Genomic DNA, 21,171 nt, shown 5'->3' with positions numbered 1-21,171 from the left:
CGTGGTGACGAGCCGCGACAGCCTGACCGGTCTGGTGGTCACCGAGGGAGCAACCCGCTTCATCGGCCCTGGTGAGCGGCATCGTCGGGACACAGCGTGCCGCAGCGGAGCCGGCCGCGCTCGGTGACTTGGTGAGGCTGTGCGCCAGGCTCCCCTTGGCGTTGAGAATCGCTGCCGGCCGGGTCACGAGCACTCCCCTCTGCACCGTCGCGGAAGTCGTCGACGAACTGGCCGACGATCGCTTCCGGCTCGACGCACTCAGCCCCGGCGGCGACGAGCGAGCGGCCGTACGAGCCGTGTTCGACTGGTCGTACCAGCAACTCGCGACCGCGCCGGCGCGCTTGTTCCGGCGGCTGGGCCTGCTTCCGGGCTCCGACTTCAGCCTGCACACCGCGGCCGCGCTCGCCGATCTGAATTCAGCCGAGGCCCGCCGGCAGCTCGAAAGCCTGACGACGGTGCACTTGATCGAGCCGTCCCGCGGAAACAGGTACCAATTCCATGATCTCCTTCGCGTATACGCCTTCGATCAAGCACATCGATACGACGACGCGCAAGAGCGGCACGAAGCGATCGAAGCCTTCCTCGGCTGGTACGCGAAGACCGCCTACCTCTGCGACGAGCTGCTGTACCCGGCTCACCCACGAACACCGGCGAAGTTCAGAACCTCGGCACACCGGACGCCGGATATCCGCGACGCCGCCCAGGCGTTGTCTTGGCTCGAGGACGAACGGGGGAACATGCTTCTGGTCCTCCAGCAAGCCGTCGAGACGCAAATGTACGACCAGGGCCTGAACCTCGCCGAAAACAGCCGCTTCCTCGGCCGGAACGGACGGTGGTACGACGAGCTCGAAGGAGCGAGGTTCGGCTTGATCTGTGCCCGGTCAACCGGAGACCGCCAGGCCGAAACCCGCTTCCACAATTGGCTGGGCGAGGTTTTGATCAACACAGGCAGGTGGGACGAAGCCCGCGACAACTTCGAACGTGCCCTCTCCGCCGCCCGGAAGCTCGCCGACGATCGACAGCTCGCCAATGCACTGAACGGGATCGGCCTCCTTCGCTCAATGCTGGGGAACCACGAGGACGCCCTACCGTGTTTCCACGAGGCGTTGCCTCTCAGCCGGGGCATCGACACCGGTCGGCTCGAATCGGTCATCGAGGGCAACATCAGCTCGGCCCTCTCCGGCCTGCACCGCTTCGAAGAGGCTCTCCGGCACGGCGAAAGAAGCCTTGAGCTCCGTCGCCGGTCCGGCGATGTCGCTGGTGCGGTCCACTCGACGCATTGCCTGGCGCGCGCCCATCTGGGGCTCGGGCAGCACGGCGAGGCGATCGCGCTCTGCAGGAAAGCGATCGCCGAGGGTCGTGGAGTGAACTACACCTCACTGGTGGTCGCCGAACCTCTCGACACGCTGGGGGTCTTGCTGAACCTCGGCGGCGACACGGCCGGCGCCATCGAGTGCTGGCGTGAAGCCGCGGCCCTCTTCGACAGCTACAGCCGGCCCCAGCGTGCTACCGAGGTCAGGGCGCGCATCGAAACAGCCGGAGCGGCCGAGGCACGGTGACCGCAGGCTTGCCTCACTCTTCGACCCTTCCGCGCAGCCGTCCGCCAGTGGTTCCGATGCGGAGTCCGTCCGGCAGCCCGCAATAGGCCGTCCGGTTGAGATAGCACCACAGCGGTTGTCCAACGGGGGCATGCTGGGATATCCCCTTAACTCCGGAGGGCGAGGGAGGGGCGGGGTGACGTCGTGGAACGGCTCTGACTACCCGAGCTCCCTGGGGTTCCTCATCGACTGCCTGGAGCAGATCCCGTCCCTGCGCGACCCGGGCAGCCGGCGCCTCTGCCTGGAGCTGCTCGCCGACCACCTCGGCATGCCGCTCGTCGTCGAGGATCTGCCGACCACACGGGCCAGCCTGATCGGCATCGTGCAGGCCTGCCGGCGGCAGCACCCGCGGGCACTCGCCGCCTTCGTCGACGCCGTCGAGCAGATGGAGCCCGGGTCCATCCCCGTGCAGCGGGCGCGGTCCGCCGTCGAGGACATGGCCACTCTCGACCTCGTCACCGAATACGACCGCCAGGAGCTGCTGACGCTGCTGGGCGAAAACCCGAGCAGCCGGCTGGCCGAGCTCGTGCGGGCCGCCGCCGGGCCCGCGGCCGAGCTGACCTCGGCCGACCACCGGCCGGCGGACGCGCTCGCGACGCTGGAACGGATGAACGCGCAGCCCGACGGGATCCCACCCTTGCTGCTGTTCGTCGAGTACCTCGCGGCCGCCGCGGACGACCAGCGCGCCGAAGGGCTGCGCAGCTGGAACGACCGCCAGGCCGCACGCCTGGAAGTGACCGAGCAGGTCCAGGCCGTCCGGTTGGCGCAGGCCACCGAACCCGCCGCCCCCGAAGAGGTTGTCGCCTACCTCGTGATCCGGATCGAGCCGGACCTGCTCGACACCGGCATGCTCGTGGTGGTGCACTGGCGGCACAACGATCCGACCGGGTGGCGGCCGCGGCGGAGCGAGCCGTTCACCGGCGATCTCGGCGACATCCGCGCGCACGTCGCCGACCTCGTCGCCGAGGCCGAAACCGGCTGGGCGAAGGACGCCACGGCGATCCGGATCGAGTTCCTGCTCCCCTATTCGCTGCTGAACCTGCCCGTCGACCAGTGGGACCTCGAGGCAGGCAGCCCCCTGCCGCGCCCGCTCGGCCTGCACTACCAAGTCGTCGTCCGCAGTCTCGACCGCGCGCGTTCGCCCCGCTGGCACCGCGAATGGCGGCGGCGCTGGGACCTGCTCAAGAAGGTGCCTCCCGGGCTGACCACGCCGGAAGAGCACTGGCTGTGGAGCGACGGCGCCCGGCGGCGGCACCTGACCGCGCTCGACGCCAAGCTGGCCGAGCAGAAGAAAGTCGTTTCGCTGGTGCTGCGCTCGGCGCCGGAGGGCCCGGACCCCGGCGAGATGCTCGTCGGCGTCCGGACGGGGATCCCGGTGATGATCTGGCACCGCACCGAGAGCGCCCGCGCGGCGTTCGAAGCGGAGATCAAGTCCCTGCAGGAGTTCCTGCCCGAGCTCGTCGAAAAGCTGCGCCTGCTGCGCAGCCGGGCCCGGCAGGTGGCCCGCCCCGATTCCCACGTGGGCAGCCGGGTTTCCCTCTTGTGGGACGACCCGGACCGGCCCGTCGAGCCGCAGGATCCCCCTGCGGCCCCGATCGAGGAGGTGCCCGCTCGATGAGCTTCGACGGGATCCCGCCATGGTGCGTCTACCGCGGCCACGGGCTGCCGCCCGCCGGTGACGAGGTCCCCGAACTGCCCGCACCGCCCAGCTGGCGCGCATTCGACGGCGGGCCGGCGCTGCCGGTCCCCTCCGCGTCCGACGCCGAGTTCGTCCGGCGGCTCGGTGTGCCGGCCATGGCCTCCGCGCGGGACGCGACGCTCGAAGAGGTGCTGACCGTGAACGCGGCGCTGTACCTGCGACGGCCGCTGCTGATCACCGGCAAGCCCGGCACCGGCAAGTCCAGCCTGGCCTACAAGATCGCGCGGGAGCTGGGGCTGGGTCCGGTGCTGCGCTGGCCGATCAGCAGCCGCACGATCTCGCGCGACGGGCTGTACACCTACGACGCCATCGGCCGGGTCCAGGCCGCCGCGACCGAGGAGGGCGCCGACATCGGCGGGTTCGTCCGCCTCGGCCCGCTCGGCACCGCGCTGCTGCCCTACGACCGGCCACGGGTGCTCCTGATCGACGAGCTCGACAAGTCGGACATCGACCTGCCCAACGACCTGCTGGCGGTGTTCGAGGACGGCGACTTCGAGATCCAGCCGCTGACCCGGATCGCCGCCACCCGGCCCGAGGTCACCGTCTTCACCCACGACCGCGGCGGCCGGGCGGCCGTGCGCGACGGGCACGTGCAGTGCCGCGCTTTCCCCGTCGTCGTGGTGACGAGCAACGGGGAACGGGACTTCCCGCCCGCGTTCCTGCGCCGCTGCCTGCGGCTCGACATGCCGCAGCCCGGTTTCGAACAGCTCGTGAGCATGGTCGCGGCGCACTTCCGCGACGTGCCGCCCCGCAGCGACGACCTGATCCACGAATTCCTCGCCAGCAGCGGCGAGGAAGGCGGTCTCGCCAACGACCAGCTGCTCAACGCCCTGCACCTGACGACGTCGGGCGCCCACCAGCACGACGCGAACTGGGAGGTGCTGCGCGGCACTTTGTGGCGGCGGCTCAACGTCCAAGGAACGGACTGAGCCGATGGCCGACCCGGTCGACCGCCTCCCCACCGAGGCGCTCAGCGCGGACGAGATCGCCGACGCGGTGTGGCTCGCCGCCCGCATCGCGGCGAGCGGATCGCCGCACGCGCGAGCGGCTCCGCGTCCCGATCCGCCGCCTCCGCCTCCGCCGCCCCCACCGGAACCGGAACCGGAACCCGAACCGGCGTCACCTGCCGAACCCCGCGTCGACCACCTGCCGCCGGGCCGCCCGGACCCGGGCCGGCCGGGCGATCACCCGGAATCGGCGCCCGCTTCACCCGAACCGGTGCCCGCGCTGCCGCGAACGCGCAAGCCCTCGGCACCACGGCCGGTCCGCGCGGTGCCGCCGAGCCTGCCGCAAGGTCTGGCGAAGGCGCTGCGGCCGTTGAACCGGCTCGTCCGGCTGAAGCACAAGGTCGAACTGGACGAGGAAGAAACGGCGGTCGCCGCGGCGGAGACCAAGGTGTGGCTGCCGGTGCACCGGGCCTCGCGAGGTCACCCGTTCGAGGTCGTGCTGGTCGTCGATCGCGGTTCCTCGATGGTGTTCTGGGAACGCACTTCCCGCGCCTTTCGCGCCCTGCTGGAAAGGCAGGGCGCGTTTTCCGACGTCAAGACGGTTTCGGTGGACACCGACGAGCTGGTCGTCCGATTCGTGGAAACCGCACCGGGTACCCGGTGCGAGCCGGCACAATTGGCCGATCCCACCGGGCGGCGCGTCATCGTCGTGCTCAGTGACGGAGTGGGCAACGCGTGGCGCAGCGGGTCCATGTTCGAGCTGCTGTCCTTGTGGGCCAAGACATGCCAGGTCAGCCTGTTCCACCTCCTGCCGGCCGAGCGCTGGAGCTGGACAGGCGTGAGCGTGGTGTCACAGGTCTTGCGAGGGGTCCGCCCCGGGACGCGCAACCCGATTCCCGTGCTGGAGCTGGAGCCCCGGCACGTGCACCGCTGGGCCGAACTCATCGCCGGTACTCCCGGTGTGCGGTTACCGGTACTGGTCCCCCCTATGAACGAAGACACCGAGGACCGCGCGGAGCATACTGGACACACACCTTCTCCGACCGAAAGGCTCGACCGGTTCCTCGCCACGGGCACCTCGCCCGCGATTCGATTGGCAGGGTTGCTCGCCGCGGCACCGCTCACCCTGCGAGTGATGCAGGCGGTGCACGGAACCCTGGTTCCCCAGGCACGGCCTGCCCACCTGGCGGAGATCCAGCTGAGCCGATTGCTGCACCGCGTACCGGCGAACCCGGGCGGCGGAAGTCCGGTCGAGTACGACTTCGCACCGGGACTGCGGCGGCGGTTGCTCGCTCTGGCTTCACGTGCGGACACCGCACGGGTCCTGCGAGTGGTTCAAGACGTCCTGGGTTCGCAAGAGCCGGCGGTCGCGAATCTGAGAGAAGTGCTGAACAAGCCGGATAAAACCGATCTACCTGCGGTGACAGTGCAGAATGAACCTTTCTTGACCGTTCAGCGTGACACTTTGAGAGCCCTCTCCGGACCGTACACCCGGAGGGCGAACCGATTGGGTGAAGCCTTGGACCGGTTCCGGAACTCGCGTAACGACCTCACCGCGGGTGCGATTGACGGTGATGTAAGGTCCGCCGCATCCGATTCCCAAGCTGAACCGATCAAGCCTCGAGGGACTTCAGTGACCACCACGAGTTCGGAGCCGGGCACCGAGGTCCGCCACTCCGGCCAGCAGCCCGCCGTCTGGGGCGGCGTTCCGCTGCGCAATGTCAACTTCATCGGGCGCGGGGACATCCTGCGGGCGTTGCACGATGAACTGTCCAAATCCACCCGTACAGCCGTACTGCCCGGCGCGCTGCACGGGATGGGCGGCATCGGCAAATCGCAGATCGCGGTCGAGTACGTCTACCGCCACGCCGAAGAATACGACCTGATCTGGTGGATTCCCTCGGAGAACCAGTCGGAAATCCAAGCGTCGCTGGTGAAACTCGCGAAGCGGCTCGACCTTCCGGTGGAGCAGTCCGTCGACACCGCGGTGCCCGCCGCGCTCGAGGCGCTGGGCAGCGGCGAACCGTACCGCCGCTGGCTGCTGGTGTTCGACAACGCCGACCGGCCCGAGGACGTCCGCAAGTTCTGGCCGCGGCGCGGTGAGGGCCACATCCTGGTGACGTCACGGAATCCGCAGTGGGGCGAGGTCTCGCAGGCGGTCGAGGTCGACGTCTTCCGGCGGTCGGAAAGCCGCGAGCTGCTGCAGCGCCGCAACCGCGATCTCGCCGACGACGACGCCGACCGGCTGGCCACCGTGCTGGGTGATCTCCCGCTGGCCGTGGAACAGGCCGCCGCGTGGCGCGCCGAGACCGGCATGGCGACCGACGAGTACCTCGAACTCTTCGAGAACAAGCGGACCGAACTGCTCCAGTCGCGGCCGCCCGCGGACTACGACGTCGCGGTCGAAGCCGCGTGGAACGTCTCGCTGGACAGGCTGCGTGACGAGAACCCGGGCGCGCTGGAACTGCTCGAAGTCTGCGCCTTCTTCTCCCCCGAGCCGATTCCCCGGGCGATGTTCAGCGGTGTCCGCAACGTCCCGACGTCCGAAGCCCTCGAGCAGACGCTGGGCGACCCCATCCAGCTCGGTCGCGCGATTCGCGAAATCAACCGCTACAGCCTCGCCAAGATCGACCACCGCAGCGACACCCTGCAGCTCCACCGGCTGGTGCAGCTGGTGCTGCGCAACAAACTCGGGCCGGAGGACCAGGAGCGCGTCCGGCACACCGCGCACCTGCTGCTCGCCAACCGGGACCCCAAACAACCCGACTCGGTCGACTACTGGCCGCGCTACGCGGAAATGCTGCCGCACATCCGCGCCGTCGACGCCCGCAACTGCACCGACCGCTGGGTGCGCCGGATGGCGATCAACGCCGTCAACTACCTCTTCGCGTTCGGCGACCCGGCGGGCGCCCTGGAAATGGCCAGGGACTACGCGCAGTTCTGGAACGAGAAACTCGGCGAGAAGCACGCCGACACGCTCGTCATTTCCCGTTGGTGGGGCCGCATGCTCCGCGCGCTCGGCCGGTTCGAGGAAGGCCGCAACGTCGCGGAGCGGACCTTGGCGCTGATGCGGGAAACACTGGGCGAAACGCACGAAGAAACGCTGCTCACCATGCACGGCGTAGCCTCGGACCTGCGGGCGAAGGGCGACTTCGAGCGAGCCCGCAAGATGAACGAGTCCGCCTACCTGAGTGCACTGGACCGGTTCGGCGACGAAGATCCGGACACCCTGGCCGCGGCCAACAACTACGCACTCAGCCTCCGGCTGGTCGGTGACTTCCGCGGGGCCCGCGAGCTGGACGAACGGACGGCGCAGCGCAAACAGACCGTCCTGGGCGCGGACCACCGGCACACGCTGCTGACGCTGGACAACTGGTCGGTCGACCTGCGGGAAACGGGTGACTACCTGCGGGCGCGGACCGAGCAGGAGGACACTGTCCGGCGCATGCGGGCCCAGCTCGGCGGCCGGCACCCGATGACGCTGTCGGCCATCAAGAACCTCGCGATCGCGTACCGCAAGGCCGGTCAGCACCGCGACAAGAAGGCGCTGACCCTGGCCATGGAGGCCACCGACGGGCTGGTCACCAAGTACGGGGAATCCCACCCGGACGCGATGTCCGCGGCGATGGACCTGTCGATCGAGCACCGCCAGGACCACAACCTCGCCGAAGCGCGGCGGCTGGGTGAACACGTCAAGGGCCTGTACGAGGCGAGCTGGGGCGAGAAGCACCCGTTCAGCGTGGCCGCCGCGACCAACCTCGCCGTCACGCTGCGCCTGCTCGGATCGGTCGAACAAGCGCGGGAACTGAGCGAACGCGCCTTGGCCGACATGACGGAAGCGCTGGGTGCGGATCACCCGTTCACCCTGGTCTGCGCAACCAACTTCGCCAGCGACCTGGCCGAATCAGGTGACTACGAAGCCGCGTACGCGCTCGACGTCGCAACGTTCGAACGGTCCGAAACCGCACTCGGCGTGGACCACCCGTCGACGTTGGCGCTGCTGGTCAACCAAGCGCTCGACCTGCGGGGTCTCGGCCGCGAGAAAGAAGCGGACAGCCTCCAGCTGAACGTCGTCCAGCGGCTGCGCCAGGTTCTCGGTTCGGAGCACCCGGCGACCACGGACGCGCAGTTCAACCACCGCGCCAACTGCGACATCGACCCGATGCAGATCTGACCTGACAGGTCGTCGCACGGAGCCTCCGGCCGGGAAACCGCCGGAGGCTTCGTGCGTTCGTCCTCAGCCGAGCCAGCGCGCCAGCCGGTCCGGGTCGGGCGCCACCCCCCGCTGCCGGCGGACTTCGCGGTGCACCGCCGACACCAGCTCCGGGCGGCTCAGCAGCACCGGATGCCGGGTGGCCAGTGCGAACCCGGCCCAGGCAGCCGGCGAGTCGGGCGTGAGCGTGAGCTGACGCCGGTAAAGCTCGGCCGCGATCGTCGTGTCACCGTCGACCAGTGCCAGGTCCGCGGCCGACATCCCGGTGATTTCGGCCATCGCCAGTTCCGGCTCGGCGCGGTAGACGTCGTACAGGTCCGGGTCGGTCAGCCACGTGCGGGTGAGGGTGAGCCGCGCGTGCCCGGCGGAACCCGTTGCCGGTACGAGGCTCGGGGGCGCGGCCGGAACGAACGGGCAGGGCCGGTTGCGAAGCCAGGCCGCGGCCAGTTCCGCCACGACCGCGTCCGTGCTTCGCAGGTGCCGCAGCCGCCAGGACAGGCGGTGGTCGAGGTTCGCCCGCGCGGCGGCTTCGGTGATGTCGGCCGGCAGTGGCTCGGTACCCCATTCGCGCAGCCGGTCCTGTGCCGTGGCGAGGAACCGGCGCCCCAGCGCCGACGGCACCGCTTCGGCGAGCAACGTGCCGACCGCCTGCGCCGTCTGCTCGCGCCGGTAGGCGAACTCGAACTGCGCGGCCCGGGCTGCAAGTCCCTCCGCCACCGGGTAGTGCCCGCGGTAGAACGCCGTCACTCCGAGAAAGGAATAGGCGCCGTGCAGGAGCCCGGCGGGCGGGCGTGGATCGTCGCGCCACGGGGCGTACAGCCTTGCGGAACCGTTGTCCCCGGCGGGATCGAGCAGATCGACCAGCACCAGCAAGACCCCGAGTTTGCTGTGCTGGAACTCGTGGACGAGGGTAGCGGCGAAGGTCGTCGCGTCCGGCGGCCGGGACAGCACCAGGGAGCCGAAGACGTCGTTGTGCGACGCGCTGTAAGGGGTGAAACGGTCGATCGCCGCCCTCGGTACCAGGGTGGTGAGCCCCGCGGTGAGCTCCGCCGCGATCGCGGGGTGGTGCTCGGACAGCAGCCGCCACGTGGCGTTCAGGATTTCCGACCACTGCGCCACTTCCCCGGCGTCGAGCCGCTGCGGCGGAAGCGGTCCGTCGAACTCGCGGTAGGGATCGATGTCGTCCAGGAAGAGCTCACCATCGCCGATGGGCAAAGAGCGCAGGGGGAGCCAGCCCGGTCCGTCGGCCACGCCGTCGTCGGGCAGCTGCACGCTGCCGGACGGGCCGCGCACGAGGACGTGCCCGCGTTCGGCGTGCACCTGGGCGAAATCCCAGTCCCGGCGGCTGCGGACGTCCGCGAGGCCGAGGGTCGGCAACATCAGCCGGCCGCGCCACACCGGCACCCGGGACCGGAAGTCGTGTCCGGCGCGGATCGCCGCCGCGGTGGCCAGCCGGTGGAGGCCGCCGAGGTCGGCCCACAGCGGCGGGTCGCCGGAGCCGCCTTTCGCCAGCCGCTGCAGGACGTTCGCCGCCCACAGGCCCGTGTGCGGATGCGCGAGCACGCGATCGGTCGCGGCCGGATCGCGTTGCTGCGCCTCGATCAGCAAGGTCCACGCCTCGCCGAGCGGCGGCAACGGGGCCATCGCGGGGTTCAGCTCGGCGGCGGCGTCGAGGACCGCCCGCAGCAGCGTCAGCCGCCGGCTGCGATCGGCCTGCCTGAGCTGCGCCACGACGGCCGCGTCACTCCGGCCCGCGGCCATCGCGTCGAGGTTGGTCAATGACACCCGGTGGGTGTCCAGCATCGGGTCGCGAGTTCCCTAACCCCCGCTCAACGCGCGTCCGGGGCCTGGTTTTGGAGAACGCCGGTGCGGCTGCACTCGGCTCGCCCGGCGACCAGCCGCAGCGAGTGCTGGAGCGCCGGGTCATCGCTCAGGCGCAAGTCGGCCAGGGAAACGGTGGACAGATCGACCATCCTGGTGGTGACTTCGCCCCGCGCTTGTCCCATGTCAGGTCCTCCCTCACGACGAGCCCCGCGATCAGGGGGAGTAATCATCATGCAACAACAAAACGGTTTTGTGACCGTCCGCTTGGCGGATCAATCTCCGCTGGTCCGGATACTGTGTGTTTCCGGAAGGCGGCGGTTCCGCTTGTCCGTCAGATTGAAGCGGGACTGCGGTGTCTCACCGGCGCGCGGTGATTCCGACCGCCACGGCGAAAACCGCCAGCACCGCCGCCAGCCCGCCCAGCCCGACGCCGAGCGATCCGGCCGCCGCCAATGCTCCGACGAACAGGGGGCCTCCCGCGTCGCCCAGTTCTCGGCCCACCTCGGCCGCTCCCATCGTCTGGCCCAGTCTCTCCTTCGGGGTTGCCGCTGCCAGGTGGGCGAACGCGATCGGCGTTGCCAAGCCCGTTCCGGCGCCGATCGCCACCGCGGCCACCAGCAAGCCGGCGAGTCCCGGTACCACCGTTGCCGCCGCCAGGCCGAGCGCCGCCGCCGACAGGCCCGCGGCCATGCCCGTTGCGTCGCCGATGCGGCCCGCGTCGTGGGCTCGGCCGGCCCACGGCTGGACCAGTGCTCCCGTGGCCGCCAGCACGGACACCACCGCTCCCGTCACCAGTGCTCCCCTGCCCGCGCCGGCCACCGGGAGGAAGCCCACGCCGACCGCCACCGCCGCTGTTGCCGCCGCCAGGGTGGCCGTGGGGCGCAGGAACCCGCGGCCGGTCAAGCGGCGTGCCAGGTCCAGGACCGTCTGGCGGGTTCGGGGCAACGGCGGCGCCACCGGGACCACCGCCGCGGCCCAGCCGGCGACCGCCAGCGCGAGACCGCCGAGCGTCGCGAACAGCAGCGCGTAGCCGCCCAGGGTGATCAGGACGCCGCCCAGGACCGGGCCGAGCGTGTAGCCCAGGCCCTTCCACGCGCCGTAGCCGCCGAATGCCCGGCCGTGGCCCGTTCGCGGCGTCAGCCGGGCCACCAACGCCCCCGCCGCCGGGGAGAACGCGGCCGCCGCCGCGCCCTGGCCGAACCGCGCCAGGCCGACGAGGGCCGGCTCGCCCGCGAGCACGAACGCCGCCGACGCGACGGCGAACGCCACCAGCCCGCCCAGCAGCACCGGACGCGGTCCGACGCGGTCGGCCAGCGCGCCGAACACCGGCTTCAGCACGACCTCGGCGCCGTCGTACACCGCCAGCAGGAGCCCCAACGTCAGCAGCGACGCGTGTTCGGCCTCGGCGTAGCCACCGAGCCCGGCCGCGATGCTGTGGGCACCGAACGCCGTGACGAACCCCGCCGCGTACACGGGGGCCAGCGGCCTGGTCATCCGGCGTCACATCTGGTCCAGCGCACGGAAAACCCGGTCCGTGTACTCGGCCAGCCGGCCGGCGCAGTGCTCCAGGCGTCGATCGGCCTCGGGCGCGGCCGCGGCGCCGAACACGTCGCGGGCCTTGATGTCGCGATGCCACCGGCGCAGGCGTTCCAGGCTCTGCTCCTCCTCTTCGAGCTCGGCCATGGTGAACTTCCCGACGCGGATCTCCTTGTCGATCTCGGCGTCGAACTTGCCGCAGTCGGCCAGGAACTCCGCCCACTCCTCGGCGCGCTCGGCGGTGAACAGCGCCTCCAGCCGCGCGGCGTCCGGTTCCGCCCGCCCCGCGGCGTCCAGCACGAGCACTTCGCCGTCGCCGCGTCCGGCCAGCTCGATCACGCGCGCGACGCCGTCGGCGAACACCGGCACGTCCGGCACGGCCCAGACGCCCTGGCCCAGCGACAGCGCTCCGGCCCGCCGCAGCTCGCGCCAGACGGCGACCCGGTGCCGGCTCGGCTCGGCGGGCACCCGCACCACGAGCACCGACCACCGCGAGTTCGTCACGGCGGCGAATGTAGCACGTGTTACATCGGGCGCAGGGCGTCGACGATCAGGTCGAGCAGCCGGCCGACCCGCGCCGCGTCCTGGTCGGCCGACGTCGACAGGAACACCCCGAGCAGCATCAGCGTGACGTCTTCGGGGTCGGTGCCGGCCCGGAACGTCCCGTCCGCGGCTCCCGCCGCGAGGATCGCGCCGATCGCCTCGGTGATCCGCCGCCGCGTCACCGGGGTCGTGATGCGGCCCGACGCCAGGCTCGCGCGCAGGGCGTCGCCCATCCCCCGTTTGGTGTCGATGAACGCCGCGTACCGGTCCATCCACGCGCGCAGCGCCGGCTCGGGTGGCAGCTCCTCCAGCAACGCCGGGGCGCTCGCGGTGACGTCGTCGAGCTCGGCCGCGTAGACGGCTTCGACGAGCGCCTCGCGCGTCGGGAAGTGGCGGTAGAGCGTGCCGATCCCGACGCCGGCCTCGCGGGCGATCGCTTCGAGCGCGACGGTCCCGTCGGCGACGGCGAAGGCGGCCCGAGCGACCGAGACGAGCTTTTCCCGGTTGCGGCGCGCGTCGGAGCGCACCGGCCGGTCGGAGTCGGGCGCAGAGGAAGACGATGGCAAAGCGGAGGCACCTCCGGTTGTGCTACGGTCGGCTTAGCGGAGGTTCCTCCGCTTCACCATCATCGCACGAGGACGGATCACGCATGCCATCCACGAACAGTGCCCGGCTCGCCGGCCGCACCGTCTCCCGCGTCGGCTACGGCGCGATGCAGCTCGAACGCCTCCACGCCGACCGCGACCAGGCCGTCGCGCTCCTGCGCCGCGCGTTCGACCTGGGCGTCGACCACGTCGACACCGCGCAGTTCTACGGCAACGGCTTCGTCAACGAGGTCATCCGCGAGGCCGTCCGGCCCGGCGACGACGTCCTCGTCGTCAGCAAGGTCGGCGCCGATCCCGACCCCGGCGGCCCGATCCCGCTGCGCCTGGCGCAACGCCCCGAAGAGCTGCGGGCGAGCGTTGAGGACAACCTCCGGACGCTCGGGCTGGACCGGATCCCGCTGGTGAACCTGCGCCGCGCCGACCGGCGGCCGGGCGTGCTCGCCGAGGGCGACCAGGTGGTCGGCCTCGACGACCAGCTCGCGGTCATGACGGCCCTGCGCGACGAGGGCAAGATCGGCGCGATCGGACTCAGCAGCATCACGCTCGACACCCTGCGTCGCGCTCTCCCGGCCGGCATCGCGTGCGTGCAGAACGCGTACAGCCTGGTCGGCCGCGACGACGAGGACATGGTGGAGCTCTGCGTCGCCGAGGACATCGCGTGGGTGCCGTTCTTCCCGCTCGGCGGCGCCTTCCCCGGCCTGCCGAAGGTGACCGGCGAGCCCGCGGTCCAGGCCGTCGCGCGGGACCTCGGCCGCACGCCGGCGCAGATCGGCCTCGCGTGGCTGCTGCACCACGCGCCGAACGTCCACCTCATCCCCGGCACCGCGAGCGCCGACCACTTGGAGGCCAACATCGCGGCCGGTGACGTCGTGCTGGACGCGGACGCGCTGGCCGCACTGGACGCCGTCCCGACGCGGTCGTTGGACGCCTCGCTCGGCTGAGCCGTCACCGCCAGGGCAGGACCACCCCGTCGCGGACCAGCTCGCCGTACTGCGCCGGGTCGACCGGCCGGAACACCAGCTCCAGCAAGGCGTCCGCCGCTTCGGCGGGGCTCGGCGCGGTGCTGACGTCCCACCACAGCGCGGACGTCGGCGTGTTCATCATCCCGGGGCAGACGGCGGCGAGCAGGACGTCCCGCGCCAGGTCGTCGTCGCGGCGCCGGGCGGCGAGCGTGCGCACGGCCGCGACCTGGCCGATCTTCGACGGGATGTTGACGAAGCCCGGCCAGTCGCCCGCGCGGGCGCTGCCGTCCTCGACCGCGTCACGCCAGGCGGCCACCTGCTTGTCCACCTCGTCCAAAGAGGACAGACGATCGAACCGGTCGTGCAGGGCGGGCGCCAGGTGCCGCAGCGTCCCGAACGAGCTGGCGACGACCAGGAACCGGCCGCCGTCGCGCAGCAGCGGCGCGAAGGCGCGGAGCAGGCGGGTGGTGCCGAAGTTGTTGACCTCGGCGTAGTCGCGGACGATCACGCGCGGGTCGTCGTCGGGACCGACGCGCATGACGGCGTTGCCGATGACGACGTCGACGCCGCCGTGCCGTTCGGCCAGCTTCGCGGCGAGGCGGCCGGGCGCCGCCGGCTCGGCGACGTCGAGGACTTCGCCGCGGACTTCGGCGCCACCGGCGGGCACGGCTTCGACGGCCTGGGCGACGCGCCGCGCGTCGCGCCCGGTCAGGTAGACGGTGTCCTCAGTGGACAGCCGCTGGGCGAGCCCTTCGGCCAGCGCGAGGCCGAGGCCCTGGGTGGCACCGGTGACGAGGGCGACTTTCGGGGTCATGCGATTCCTTCGCTAGCAGGGTTTCCGACAGGGTCGTTCCGATCAAGCTCACGACTCCAAGCTAGGACGGCCGGGGCCATGCGGAAAGCGAAAGAACCGCAGACCTGGTATGCGTAGATGTCATGGCCTTCTCCGACGCGTCGCTGACCGCCCTGCGGGTCTTCCGCGAGGTGGCCGAGCGCGGCACGCTCACCGCCGCGGCCGCCGCGCTCGGCTACACCCAGTCGGCCGTCTCGCGGCAGATCGCCTCGCTGGAGCGCGCCGCGGGGACGCCGTTGCTGGAACGGCGTCACGACGGTGTGCGGCTCACGCCGGCCGGGCAGGTCGTCGTGCGCCGGGCCGCCGGGGTCATCGACGCGCTCGACGCCACCGCGCGCGAGCTGGCCGGGCTGCCCGGCGAGCAGGGCACGGTCCGGCTGGGCTGGTTCCCGACCGCCGGAACCGACCTGGTGCCGCGCGCGCTGACGGCATTGCGGCGCACGCACCCGGCGATCACCGTGGTCAGCCGCGAAGGCGGCACACCGGCGCTGGTCCGCGCCCTGCGGGCCGGCACGCTCGACCTCGCGCTGGTCGCCTCGGCGCCGCCGTTCCGCCCGCCGGACACCGAAACGCCGGCGCTGGTCGTGCGGGTGCTGACCGAGCGGAGCCTGCGCGTGGCCGTGCCGTCGACCCACCCGCTCGCTCGGCAGGACTACATCGACGTGGCCGACTTGCGCGGGCAGCGCTGGATCGCCGGTTCGGGCGACGACCGGGTGATGGGTGTGTGGCCGGGCCTGGACGAGCGGCCCGAGATCGCCCACACGGCCCGCGACTGGCTGGCGAAGCTGCGCCTCGTCGCGGCCGGCTGCGGGATCACGACCGTGCCGGGTTCGCTCGACGCCGTGGTGCCGCCGGAGGTGCGGGTGCTGGCTGTGCGAGGCGGGCCTGGTGAGCAACGCCGCGTCCTGCTGGCGCACCTGCCGCGGCCGCTGTCCGACGCGGCGAGCTGCGTGGCCGCGGCCCTGCACGACGCCGCCGTCAGCGAGTGACGGCCGCCCAGCCGGCCAGTCCCCAGTAGGCCAGCCCTTCGACCCGGGGTTGCGCGGCCGCGATCCCGGGGCGCCGGCGCAGCCACGAGCCGATCGAACCGGACGCGCACGCGAAGGCGACGTCCCAGACCGCGCCGATGGCCCAGAAGACCGCGCCCAGCACCAGGATCTGGCCGGCCGCCGAACCGCGGTCCGGGTACACGAACTGCGGGAAGAACGCGAGGTGGAACGCGATCATCTTGGGGTTGGCCAGCCCGACCACGAAACCGCGTCGCGCCGAACCCGGCGCCGGGGCCGGCGGGCCGGCCCGCCAGGCTCGGACGCCGAGCACCACGAGGTAGCCGGCGCCGGCCCACCGGATGGTTTCGAACGCCACCGCGGACGACGCCGGCACCGCGGCCAGCCCGGTCGCGGCGAGCAGGATGCGCACGAGTGCGGCGGCTTCGATCCCCGCGGCGGCGGTCAGCGCGGCCCGCCGTCCGTGGCCGATCCCCTGCGCCAGCAGGAAGAAGTTCGACGGCCCGGGAACCAGCACCAGCCCGATGGCCACCACCGCGAACGCGATCACCGTCTGCTGAGTCGGCATTCGTGCTCCTTTCGACCGGCTCACCGTCGCGTGCCGATCGGTGCAGCACAAGCGAACGTTCCTACCGGACCGTTCAGCCGGACTGTACGATCGGCGGGTGCTGGACTTGCGTCACCTCCGGGCCCTGGACGCCGTGGTGGCGACCGGGTCGGTCCGGGGTGCCGCCACCCGGCTGGGGTACACGCCGTCGGCGATCAGCCAGCACCTGGGCGCGCTCGAACGCCGGACGGGCGCGGTGCTGTTCGAACCGGCGGGCCGCGGGATCCGGCCCACCGCGGCCGGGCGGCTGCTCGCCGGCCACGCCGCCGCCCTGCTGGAGCGGATGGCCGAGGCGGAGGCCGCGCTGGCGGCGTTGACGGCCGGCGAGCTGGGCGTCCTGCGGCTGGCGTCGTTCGCCACGGCGGGCGCCGAACTGGTTCCGCCGGCGCTGGCGCGGCTGCGGGCCGAGCTGCCCGGGCTCGAGATCGGCTTGCGCAGCGCCGAAACGGACCGCGCGCTCGGGCTGTTGCGCCAGGGCGAGCTGGACCTCGCGGTGATCGAAGCCCACGCGGTGCCGGACCCCGGCGACGGGCTGACGTACCACCGGCTCCTGACCGACCCGTTCCGCCTGGTGCTGCCGCGCGGTCACCGCCTGGCGGCCCGGCGCACGATCGCGCTCGCGGACGCGGCGGCCGAGCCGTGGATCGACCTGAAGTGCGAGGTCGGCTGCTGCCGCTCCGCGACCACGGCGGCGTTCGCGGAGGCGGGCTTCGAGCCGCGACGGGTGATCGAGGCGGACGAGTACTGGCCGGCGCAGGGGTTCGTGGCGGCCGGGTTGGGGCTCGCGCTGATGCCGGCGTTGGCGCTCGGGGTGCAGCACACGGGGGTGGTGGTGCGGCGGCTTCCGCGGGCGGCGCAACCGGTGCGGCACGTGCTGGCGGCGACCCGGCCGGCGGTCGAGAGGACCGCACCGGTGCGGGCGATGGTGGCGGCGCTGCTGGCGGAGGCAGCCGGCTGAGGGCGGCGCGGGCCAGGCGGTGGTCGCCGCGTGGGGACAGAGGCCGCCTGCTACGGCAGCCCCACCACGACCTTCGGCGTCAACCGGCCCTTCTCCGGGTCGCGCGCGAGCTCCCCCGCCGCGACCGCGGAACCCAGCGCCCCCAGCGCGTCCTCCGGGCGGTAGATCGTCTCCAGCAGCGTGAACCGCTGCAGCTCTACCACCGGGCACCTCCCCCGCCGTCCCAGTTCGGCGAGCAGGGCCCGGCGCAACGGCAGCAGCTGCGGCGTCAGCGAGATGTCCACCAGGGTCCGCTCCGGGTCGTGCGGGTCGCGGTAGCGGATGCCCGCGAACTCGTCCACCGCCCACAGCTCGCTCTTGAACGTCGCGAGGTGCTTCTCGTCCGCCGTGAGGAACACCAGCAGCCGCGTTTCGCCGGCTTCGGCGACCAGCTCCACCGCGCACCCCTCCGAGACCCCGTGGTCCGCCGCCGGCGCGGTGACGACCACCTCGTGGCCCTTCCCGCGGGCCATCGGCGCGACCAGCGGCCACGCCGCCGGACCGTCCAAATGGGTCAGCACGGGCCCGGCCACCTCGACGTCACGGGGATCTTCGGCGACCCGCACCGAGAGCCCCGCCGGCACGTCTTCGGGCGCCGCCGAACCGACGACCACCAGCTCCAGGTGGTGCCCGTCGAGCCGGTCGGCGAACTCGCCGAACACCCGGACCGCGTCGGCCGCGAAGCCGCCGCATTCGACGTACGTGCCGCCGCGCTGGGACCGCAGTGCCTTCGCCGTCCACGCGTCGAGGTACCGCACCAGTACGTCCCGCTCCACCGCGGCGTGCCCGGCCACGTCTCCGGTTGTACCGCAGCAAATCGTTCGGCACCAGGGTCGCTACCCGATAGGCTCGCCCGATGCCGATCACCGCGGCCGACGTCGAAGCCACCGTGCGGACGACCACCGCGACCCTCGCCGGCGCGCGGGACGCCGACTGGGACGCCCTCGCCGGCACGACGGACTGGTCCTGCTGGGAGACCGTCGAGCACCTCGCCGACAACTTCTTCTTCTACGCCGCCCAGCTCGGGCCGCGGGTCGCCGACACCGAGCGGTCGGTGCCGTTCGCGTGGGCCCAGCGCCGGGAAGGCGGCCCCGGTCTGATCCTCTACGCCGACCGGGAAGCGGGTCCGGCCGGCCTGCTGCGGTGCGTCGACGCGTGCGGTGCCCTGCTGGTGGCCGTGGTGCGGACCACGCCGCCGGACGTCCGCTCCCACCACGACGACGGCGTCCTCGACACCGAGGGCTTCGCCGCGATGGCCATCGGGGAGACGCTGGTGCACATGCACGACGTCACCACCGGACTCAGGCTTCCGTGGTCACCGCCCGCCGATCTGTGCGCCCATTTGCTCACCCGCTTCTTCCCCGGCGCGCCGGCGGACACCGATCCGTGGGCGACGCTGCTCTGGGCGACCGGGCGCGGCGACCTGCCCGGCCGCCCGCGGCAGACCGGCTGGCGGTGGGGCGTTCAGCCCTCCGGGTAGAACAGGAACAACGTGCAGCCGGTGGCGCTGGCGGGCACGTGCCACGAGCCCGCGGGCGCGTGCAGGAAGGTGCCCGCCGGGTGGTCGCGCGCGCCGTCGTGGAACGTGCCCTCGACGACGAACACCTCCTCCGGCCCGGGTTCGTGGACGTCCCGGCGCGGCCACGACGTGCCGGCGTCCATCTCGAGGACGCCCGCGTGCGCGCCGCCCGGTCCGGTCCACAGTGGACGGAATCGGATGCCGGGGAACAGGTCACGCACGGGCGCTTCTCCGACGGTGGCGGAGAAGTAGCCCGGCTGGTCGAGGATCTCGGGGTGCATGACCGCAACGATGCCGCCGCCCGCGGAGCGCGGCCAGTGTCCGCGAAGACACCTTGGGGTACTTTTCTGCCATGCATCGCGTGGTGGCCCTGGTGCGGCCGGTGCAGTCGACGTTCGAGCTCGGCTGCGCCGCCGAGGTCTTCGGCACGCCGCGCGACGGCGTGCCCGGGTACTACGAGTTCGAGGTGTGCGCGGAGACGCCCGGCCCGGTGCCGACGACCGCCGGGTACGCGATGGCCGTCCCGCGCGGCCTGGCGGCGCTGGACACCGCGGACACCGTGATCATCCCGGGCTGGGCGCCGGTGGAGGCGCCGCTGCCGCCGCGTGTGCGGCGAGCGTTGCTGCGGGCCCACGCCCGGGGCGCGCGCCTGGTCACCATCTGCTCCGGGGTGTTCGCGCTCGCCCGCACGGGGCTGCTGGACGGCCGGTCGGCCACGACCCACTGGGGCCGCGCCGAGCAGCTGCGGCGCGAGTTCCCGCGGGTGCGCGTCGAGCCGGACGTGCTGTATGTCGACCACGGCGACGTCGCCACGAGCGCCGGGGCCGGCGCGGGCATCGACCTGTGCCTGCACCTCGTCCGCAAGGACCACGGCGCCGCGCACGCCGCACTGGTGGCCCGGCACATGGTGATGCCGCCCCACCGCGAGGGTGGTCAGGTGCAGTTCGCCCCGCCTCCCCCGCCGCCGGACGCGCTCGACGGGCTCCTCGGCTGGGCGGGCGAGAGGCTCGGGACGCTGTCGGTGGCCGATTTGGCCGCGCACGCCGGTGTTTCCTCGCGCACGCTCGCCCGGCGCTTCGCCGCCCAGCTCGGCACCAGCCCGGGAGCGTGGTTGCTGGCCCGCCGGGTGACGGAGGCCCGCGTCCTGCTGGAGGACACGGACCTCCCGGTCGAGGCGATCGCGGCCCGGGTCGGGTTGACGTCGGCGGTCAACCTGCGCCGCCGCTTCCGCGCCCAGGTGGGCACGACCCCTGGTGCCTACCGGCGGGCGTTCCGCACACCGGAGTGAGGGTGCGCGCCCCGGCGCTCCCCCCTCACTTGCGCGGCAGGCCCCGCGGGTTGACCTCCGACGCCGGCAACGCCTCCGACGCCAGGTTCCAGCGCTTGAGCACCTCCGCGTACTGGCCGTTCTTGATCACCGTGTCCAGAGCCTGCTGCAGCGCCTTCACGAACCCGTTGTCCTTCTTGGTCATCGCCGCGATGTCCGCCGGGATCGTGCCGCCGCCGGAGACCGTGCCGACGATCTTCGTCTTGCCCTCGACCGCCACGTGGTAGGCCGACGTCGGGTTCGGGCCGACGTACGCGTCGATGCGGCCGGACTGCAGCGCCAGGTAGTAGTCCGAGGTCGCCTGGTAGTACTGGAACTTCACCGGCGCCAGCCCCGCCGCCTTGTTCTGCTGGTCCCAGCGCAGCAGGATCTGCTCCTGGTTGGTCCCCGCGCCGACGCCGACCGTCAGCCCGGCGATGTCCTTCGCCTCCTTGACCGCGGTGGTCTTCTCGTTCTTGACCTCGAACGCGATCGTGTCCTTGCGGTAGGTCGCGAAGTCGTACTTGTCCTTGCGCTCCTCGGTGACCGTGATGTTCGAGAACCCGGCGTCGAACTGCCGGTTCTCCACCGAGAGGAACAGGTTCTCCCACGACGACGCCTGCAGGTCCAGCTTCAGCCCGAGCACGTCGGCGACGAGCTGCGCGAGATCGGGCTCGACGCCGATGACCGTCTTGTCGTCGTCCGCGCGGAACGACAGCGGCGGGGTGCCGTTGCCGGTGGTGCCGACGACCAGCGTGCCGCGGGTCCGGATGTCGGCGGGGACGAGCGCGGCGATCGCGTCGACCTTCTGCGCCCGGATCCGGTTCTGGTTCGCGGTGATGTTGACGCCGCCGGGCTGGTCGGCCGGCGCGCCCGTGGTCGCCGCCTCCGGGCTGCCGCACGCGGCGAGCGCGAACACCGAAGCGAGCAACAGGGTTCTCAGTCTCATGTCTCT

19 protein-coding genes are annotated in these 21,171 nt (G+C 72.1%); 9 read left to right on the top strand and 10 right to left on the bottom strand.

Annotated elements, in window-relative coordinates:
- Positions 1-71 precede the first annotated feature (71 nt).
- The 4 genes from ACIQWX_RS16585 to fxsT all read left to right on the top strand — a co-directional run bounded on the left by ACIQWX_RS16585 (position 72) and on the right by fxsT (position 8,418).
- Entirely contained in the window at positions 72-1,559 is a 1,488-nt protein-coding gene (locus ACIQWX_RS16585) for a tetratricopeptide repeat protein (RefSeq protein WP_400870972.1), read from the top strand.
- 175 nt (positions 1,560-1,734) lie between these two features.
- Complete coding sequence (locus tag ACIQWX_RS16580) at positions 1,735-3,216, top strand: hypothetical protein (protein ID WP_400870969.1); 1,482 nt, start codon at positions 1,735-1,737, stop codon at positions 3,214-3,216.
- Positions 3,213-4,226 (top strand): AAA family ATPase, encoded by a 1,014-nt coding sequence (locus ACIQWX_RS16575; RefSeq protein WP_400870966.1) that lies wholly within the window; start codon positions 3,213-3,215, stop codon positions 4,224-4,226. Before ACIQWX_RS16580 ends, ACIQWX_RS16575 begins: the two co-directional genes overlap by 4 nt.
- Positions 4,227-4,230: 4 nt before the next feature.
- On the top strand, positions 4,231-8,418 hold the full coding sequence (gene fxsT, locus ACIQWX_RS16570; protein ID WP_400870962.1) for an FxSxx-COOH system tetratricopeptide repeat protein: 4,188 nt from the start codon (positions 4,231-4,233) through the stop codon (positions 8,416-8,418).
- 63 nt (positions 8,419-8,481) lie between these two features.
- Here fxsT and ACIQWX_RS16565 read toward each other — a convergent pair whose 3' ends face one another.
- The 5 genes from ACIQWX_RS16565 to ACIQWX_RS16545 form a co-directional block, all read right to left on the bottom strand.
- The gene (locus tag ACIQWX_RS16565; RefSeq protein WP_400870959.1) at positions 8,482-10,260 is read right to left on the bottom strand and encodes an HEXXH motif domain-containing protein; all 1,779 of its coding nucleotides are present in this window, start codon (positions 10,258-10,260) and stop codon (positions 8,482-8,484) included.
- 26 nt (positions 10,261-10,286) lie between these two features.
- Positions 10,287-10,463 (bottom strand): hypothetical protein, encoded by a 177-nt coding sequence (locus tag ACIQWX_RS16560; protein WP_400870957.1) that lies wholly within the window; start codon positions 10,461-10,463, stop codon positions 10,287-10,289.
- Between the two features lie 175 nt (positions 10,464-10,638).
- On the bottom strand, positions 10,639-11,775 hold the full coding sequence (locus tag ACIQWX_RS16555; protein ID WP_400870954.1) for an MFS transporter: 1,137 nt from the start codon (positions 11,773-11,775) through the stop codon (positions 10,639-10,641).
- A gap of 6 nt (positions 11,776-11,781) precedes the next feature.
- Positions 11,782-12,321: a Chromate resistance protein ChrB gene (locus tag ACIQWX_RS16550; RefSeq protein ID WP_400870952.1), complete on the bottom strand. Its 540-nt coding sequence runs from the start codon at positions 12,319-12,321 to the stop codon at positions 11,782-11,784.
- Positions 12,322-12,341: 20 nt separating this feature from the next.
- Entirely contained in the window at positions 12,342-12,887 is a 546-nt protein-coding gene (locus ACIQWX_RS16545) for a TetR/AcrR family transcriptional regulator (protein WP_400870949.1), read from the bottom strand.
- 122 nt (positions 12,888-13,009) lie between these two features.
- Here ACIQWX_RS16545 and ACIQWX_RS16540 point away from each other — a divergent pair, with 122 nt between their 5' ends.
- The gene (locus ACIQWX_RS16540) at positions 13,010-13,906 is read left to right on the top strand and encodes an aldo/keto reductase (RefSeq protein WP_400870946.1); all 897 of its coding nucleotides are present in this window, start codon (positions 13,010-13,012) and stop codon (positions 13,904-13,906) included.
- A 4-nt stretch (positions 13,907-13,910) separates the two neighbouring features.
- Here the strand turns inward: ACIQWX_RS16540 and ACIQWX_RS16535 are convergent, their stop codons facing one another.
- Positions 13,911-14,741, bottom strand: coding sequence for an SDR family NAD(P)-dependent oxidoreductase (locus ACIQWX_RS16535; protein ID WP_400870943.1), 831 nt, complete (start codon positions 14,739-14,741; stop codon positions 13,911-13,913).
- A gap of 122 nt (positions 14,742-14,863) precedes the next feature.
- On the opposite strand from ACIQWX_RS16535, the gene ACIQWX_RS16530 reads away from it, so the two are divergent.
- Complete coding sequence (locus ACIQWX_RS16530; protein WP_400870940.1) at positions 14,864-15,769, top strand: LysR family transcriptional regulator; 906 nt, start codon at positions 14,864-14,866, stop codon at positions 15,767-15,769.
- On the opposite strand, the gene ACIQWX_RS16525 is transcribed toward ACIQWX_RS16530, so the two are convergent.
- A complete protein-coding gene (locus tag ACIQWX_RS16525; protein WP_400870937.1) occupies positions 15,759-16,355 on the bottom strand; it encodes a LysE family translocator in 597 nt (198 codons plus the stop codon). The two genes, ACIQWX_RS16530 and ACIQWX_RS16525, sit on opposite strands and share 11 nt — an antisense overlap.
- Positions 16,356-16,452: 97 nt before the next feature.
- Between ACIQWX_RS16525 and ACIQWX_RS16520 the strand changes: the two genes are divergently transcribed.
- On the top strand, positions 16,453-17,352 hold the full coding sequence (locus ACIQWX_RS16520) for a LysR family transcriptional regulator (RefSeq protein ID WP_400870934.1): 900 nt from the start codon (positions 16,453-16,455) through the stop codon (positions 17,350-17,352).
- A 50-nt stretch (positions 17,353-17,402) separates the two neighbouring features.
- Here ACIQWX_RS16520 and ACIQWX_RS16515 read toward each other — a convergent pair whose 3' ends face one another.
- The gene (locus ACIQWX_RS16515) at positions 17,403-18,185 is read right to left on the bottom strand and encodes a hypothetical protein (RefSeq protein WP_400870931.1); all 783 of its coding nucleotides are present in this window, start codon (positions 18,183-18,185) and stop codon (positions 17,403-17,405) included.
- Between the two features lie 62 nt (positions 18,186-18,247).
- Between ACIQWX_RS16515 and ACIQWX_RS16510 the strand changes: the two genes are divergently transcribed.
- The gene (locus ACIQWX_RS16510; protein WP_400870928.1) at positions 18,248-18,871 is read left to right on the top strand and encodes a maleylpyruvate isomerase N-terminal domain-containing protein; all 624 of its coding nucleotides are present in this window, start codon (positions 18,248-18,250) and stop codon (positions 18,869-18,871) included.
- Here the strand turns inward: ACIQWX_RS16510 and ACIQWX_RS16505 are convergent.
- Positions 18,856-19,191: a cupin domain-containing protein gene (locus tag ACIQWX_RS16505; RefSeq protein WP_400870925.1), complete on the bottom strand. Its 336-nt coding sequence runs from the start codon at positions 19,189-19,191 to the stop codon at positions 18,856-18,858. The genes ACIQWX_RS16510 and ACIQWX_RS16505 overlap by 16 nt on opposite strands.
- A gap of 71 nt (positions 19,192-19,262) precedes the next feature.
- Between ACIQWX_RS16505 and ACIQWX_RS16500 the strand changes: the two genes are divergently transcribed.
- On the top strand, positions 19,263-20,198 hold the full coding sequence (locus ACIQWX_RS16500) for a GlxA family transcriptional regulator (protein WP_400870922.1): 936 nt from the start codon (positions 19,263-19,265) through the stop codon (positions 20,196-20,198).
- Between the two features lie 25 nt (positions 20,199-20,223).
- Here the strand turns inward: ACIQWX_RS16500 and ACIQWX_RS16495 are convergent, their stop codons facing one another.
- Positions 20,224-21,165 (bottom strand): ABC transporter substrate-binding protein, encoded by a 942-nt coding sequence (locus ACIQWX_RS16495; RefSeq protein WP_400870919.1) that lies wholly within the window; start codon positions 21,163-21,165, stop codon positions 20,224-20,226.
- Between the last annotated feature and the right edge of the window lie 6 nt (positions 21,166-21,171).

The organism is Amycolatopsis sp. NPDC098790 (assembly GCF_044759945.1).
In the GTDB taxonomy this organism is placed as follows: domain Bacteria; phylum Actinomycetota; class Actinomycetes; order Mycobacteriales; family Pseudonocardiaceae; genus Amycolatopsis.
The sequence above is the reverse complement of the archived record's forward strand: the minus strand, read 5'-3'. Positions and strand labels throughout refer to the sequence as shown.

What these genes read in the sequence shown, in the direction of transcription:
- fxsT (WP_400870962.1), top strand. Translation starts at nt 4,231, where the DNA reads ATGGCCGACCCGGTCGACCGCCTCCCCACCGAGGCGCTCAGCGCGGAC.
- ACIQWX_RS16555 (WP_400870954.1), bottom strand. Translation starts at nt 11,775, where the DNA reads ATGACCAGGCCGCTGGCCCCCGTGTACGCGGCGGGGTTCGTCACGGCG.
- ACIQWX_RS16500 (WP_400870922.1), top strand. Translation starts at nt 19,263, where the DNA reads ATGCATCGCGTGGTGGCCCTGGTGCGGCCGGTGCAGTCGACGTTCGAG.
- ACIQWX_RS16505 (WP_400870925.1), bottom strand. Translation starts at nt 19,191, where the DNA reads ATGCACCCCGAGATCCTCGACCAGCCGGGCTACTTCTCCGCCACCGTC.
- ACIQWX_RS16525 (WP_400870937.1), bottom strand. Translation starts at nt 16,355, where the DNA reads ATGCCGACTCAGCAGACGGTGATCGCGTTCGCGGTGGTGGCCATCGGG.
- ACIQWX_RS16530 (WP_400870940.1), top strand. Translation starts at nt 14,864, where the DNA reads ATGGCCTTCTCCGACGCGTCGCTGACCGCCCTGCGGGTCTTCCGCGAG.
- ACIQWX_RS16535 (WP_400870943.1), bottom strand. Translation starts at nt 14,741, where the DNA reads ATGACCCCGAAAGTCGCCCTCGTCACCGGTGCCACCCAGGGCCTCGGC.
- ACIQWX_RS16510 (WP_400870928.1), top strand. Translation starts at nt 18,248, where the DNA reads ATGCCGATCACCGCGGCCGACGTCGAAGCCACCGTGCGGACGACCACC.
- ACIQWX_RS16495 (WP_400870919.1), bottom strand. Translation starts at nt 21,165, where the DNA reads ATGAGACTGAGAACCCTGTTGCTCGCTTCGGTGTTCGCGCTCGCCGCG.
- ACIQWX_RS16565 (WP_400870959.1), bottom strand. Translation starts at nt 10,260, where the DNA reads ATGCTGGACACCCACCGGGTGTCATTGACCAACCTCGACGCGATGGCC.
- ACIQWX_RS16575 (WP_400870966.1), top strand. Translation starts at nt 3,213, where the DNA reads ATGAGCTTCGACGGGATCCCGCCATGGTGCGTCTACCGCGGCCACGGG.
- ACIQWX_RS16560 (WP_400870957.1), bottom strand. Translation starts at nt 10,463, where the DNA reads ATGGGACAAGCGCGGGGCGAAGTCACCACCAGGATGGTCGATCTGTCC.
- ACIQWX_RS16540 (WP_400870946.1), top strand. Translation starts at nt 13,010, where the DNA reads ATGCCATCCACGAACAGTGCCCGGCTCGCCGGCCGCACCGTCTCCCGC.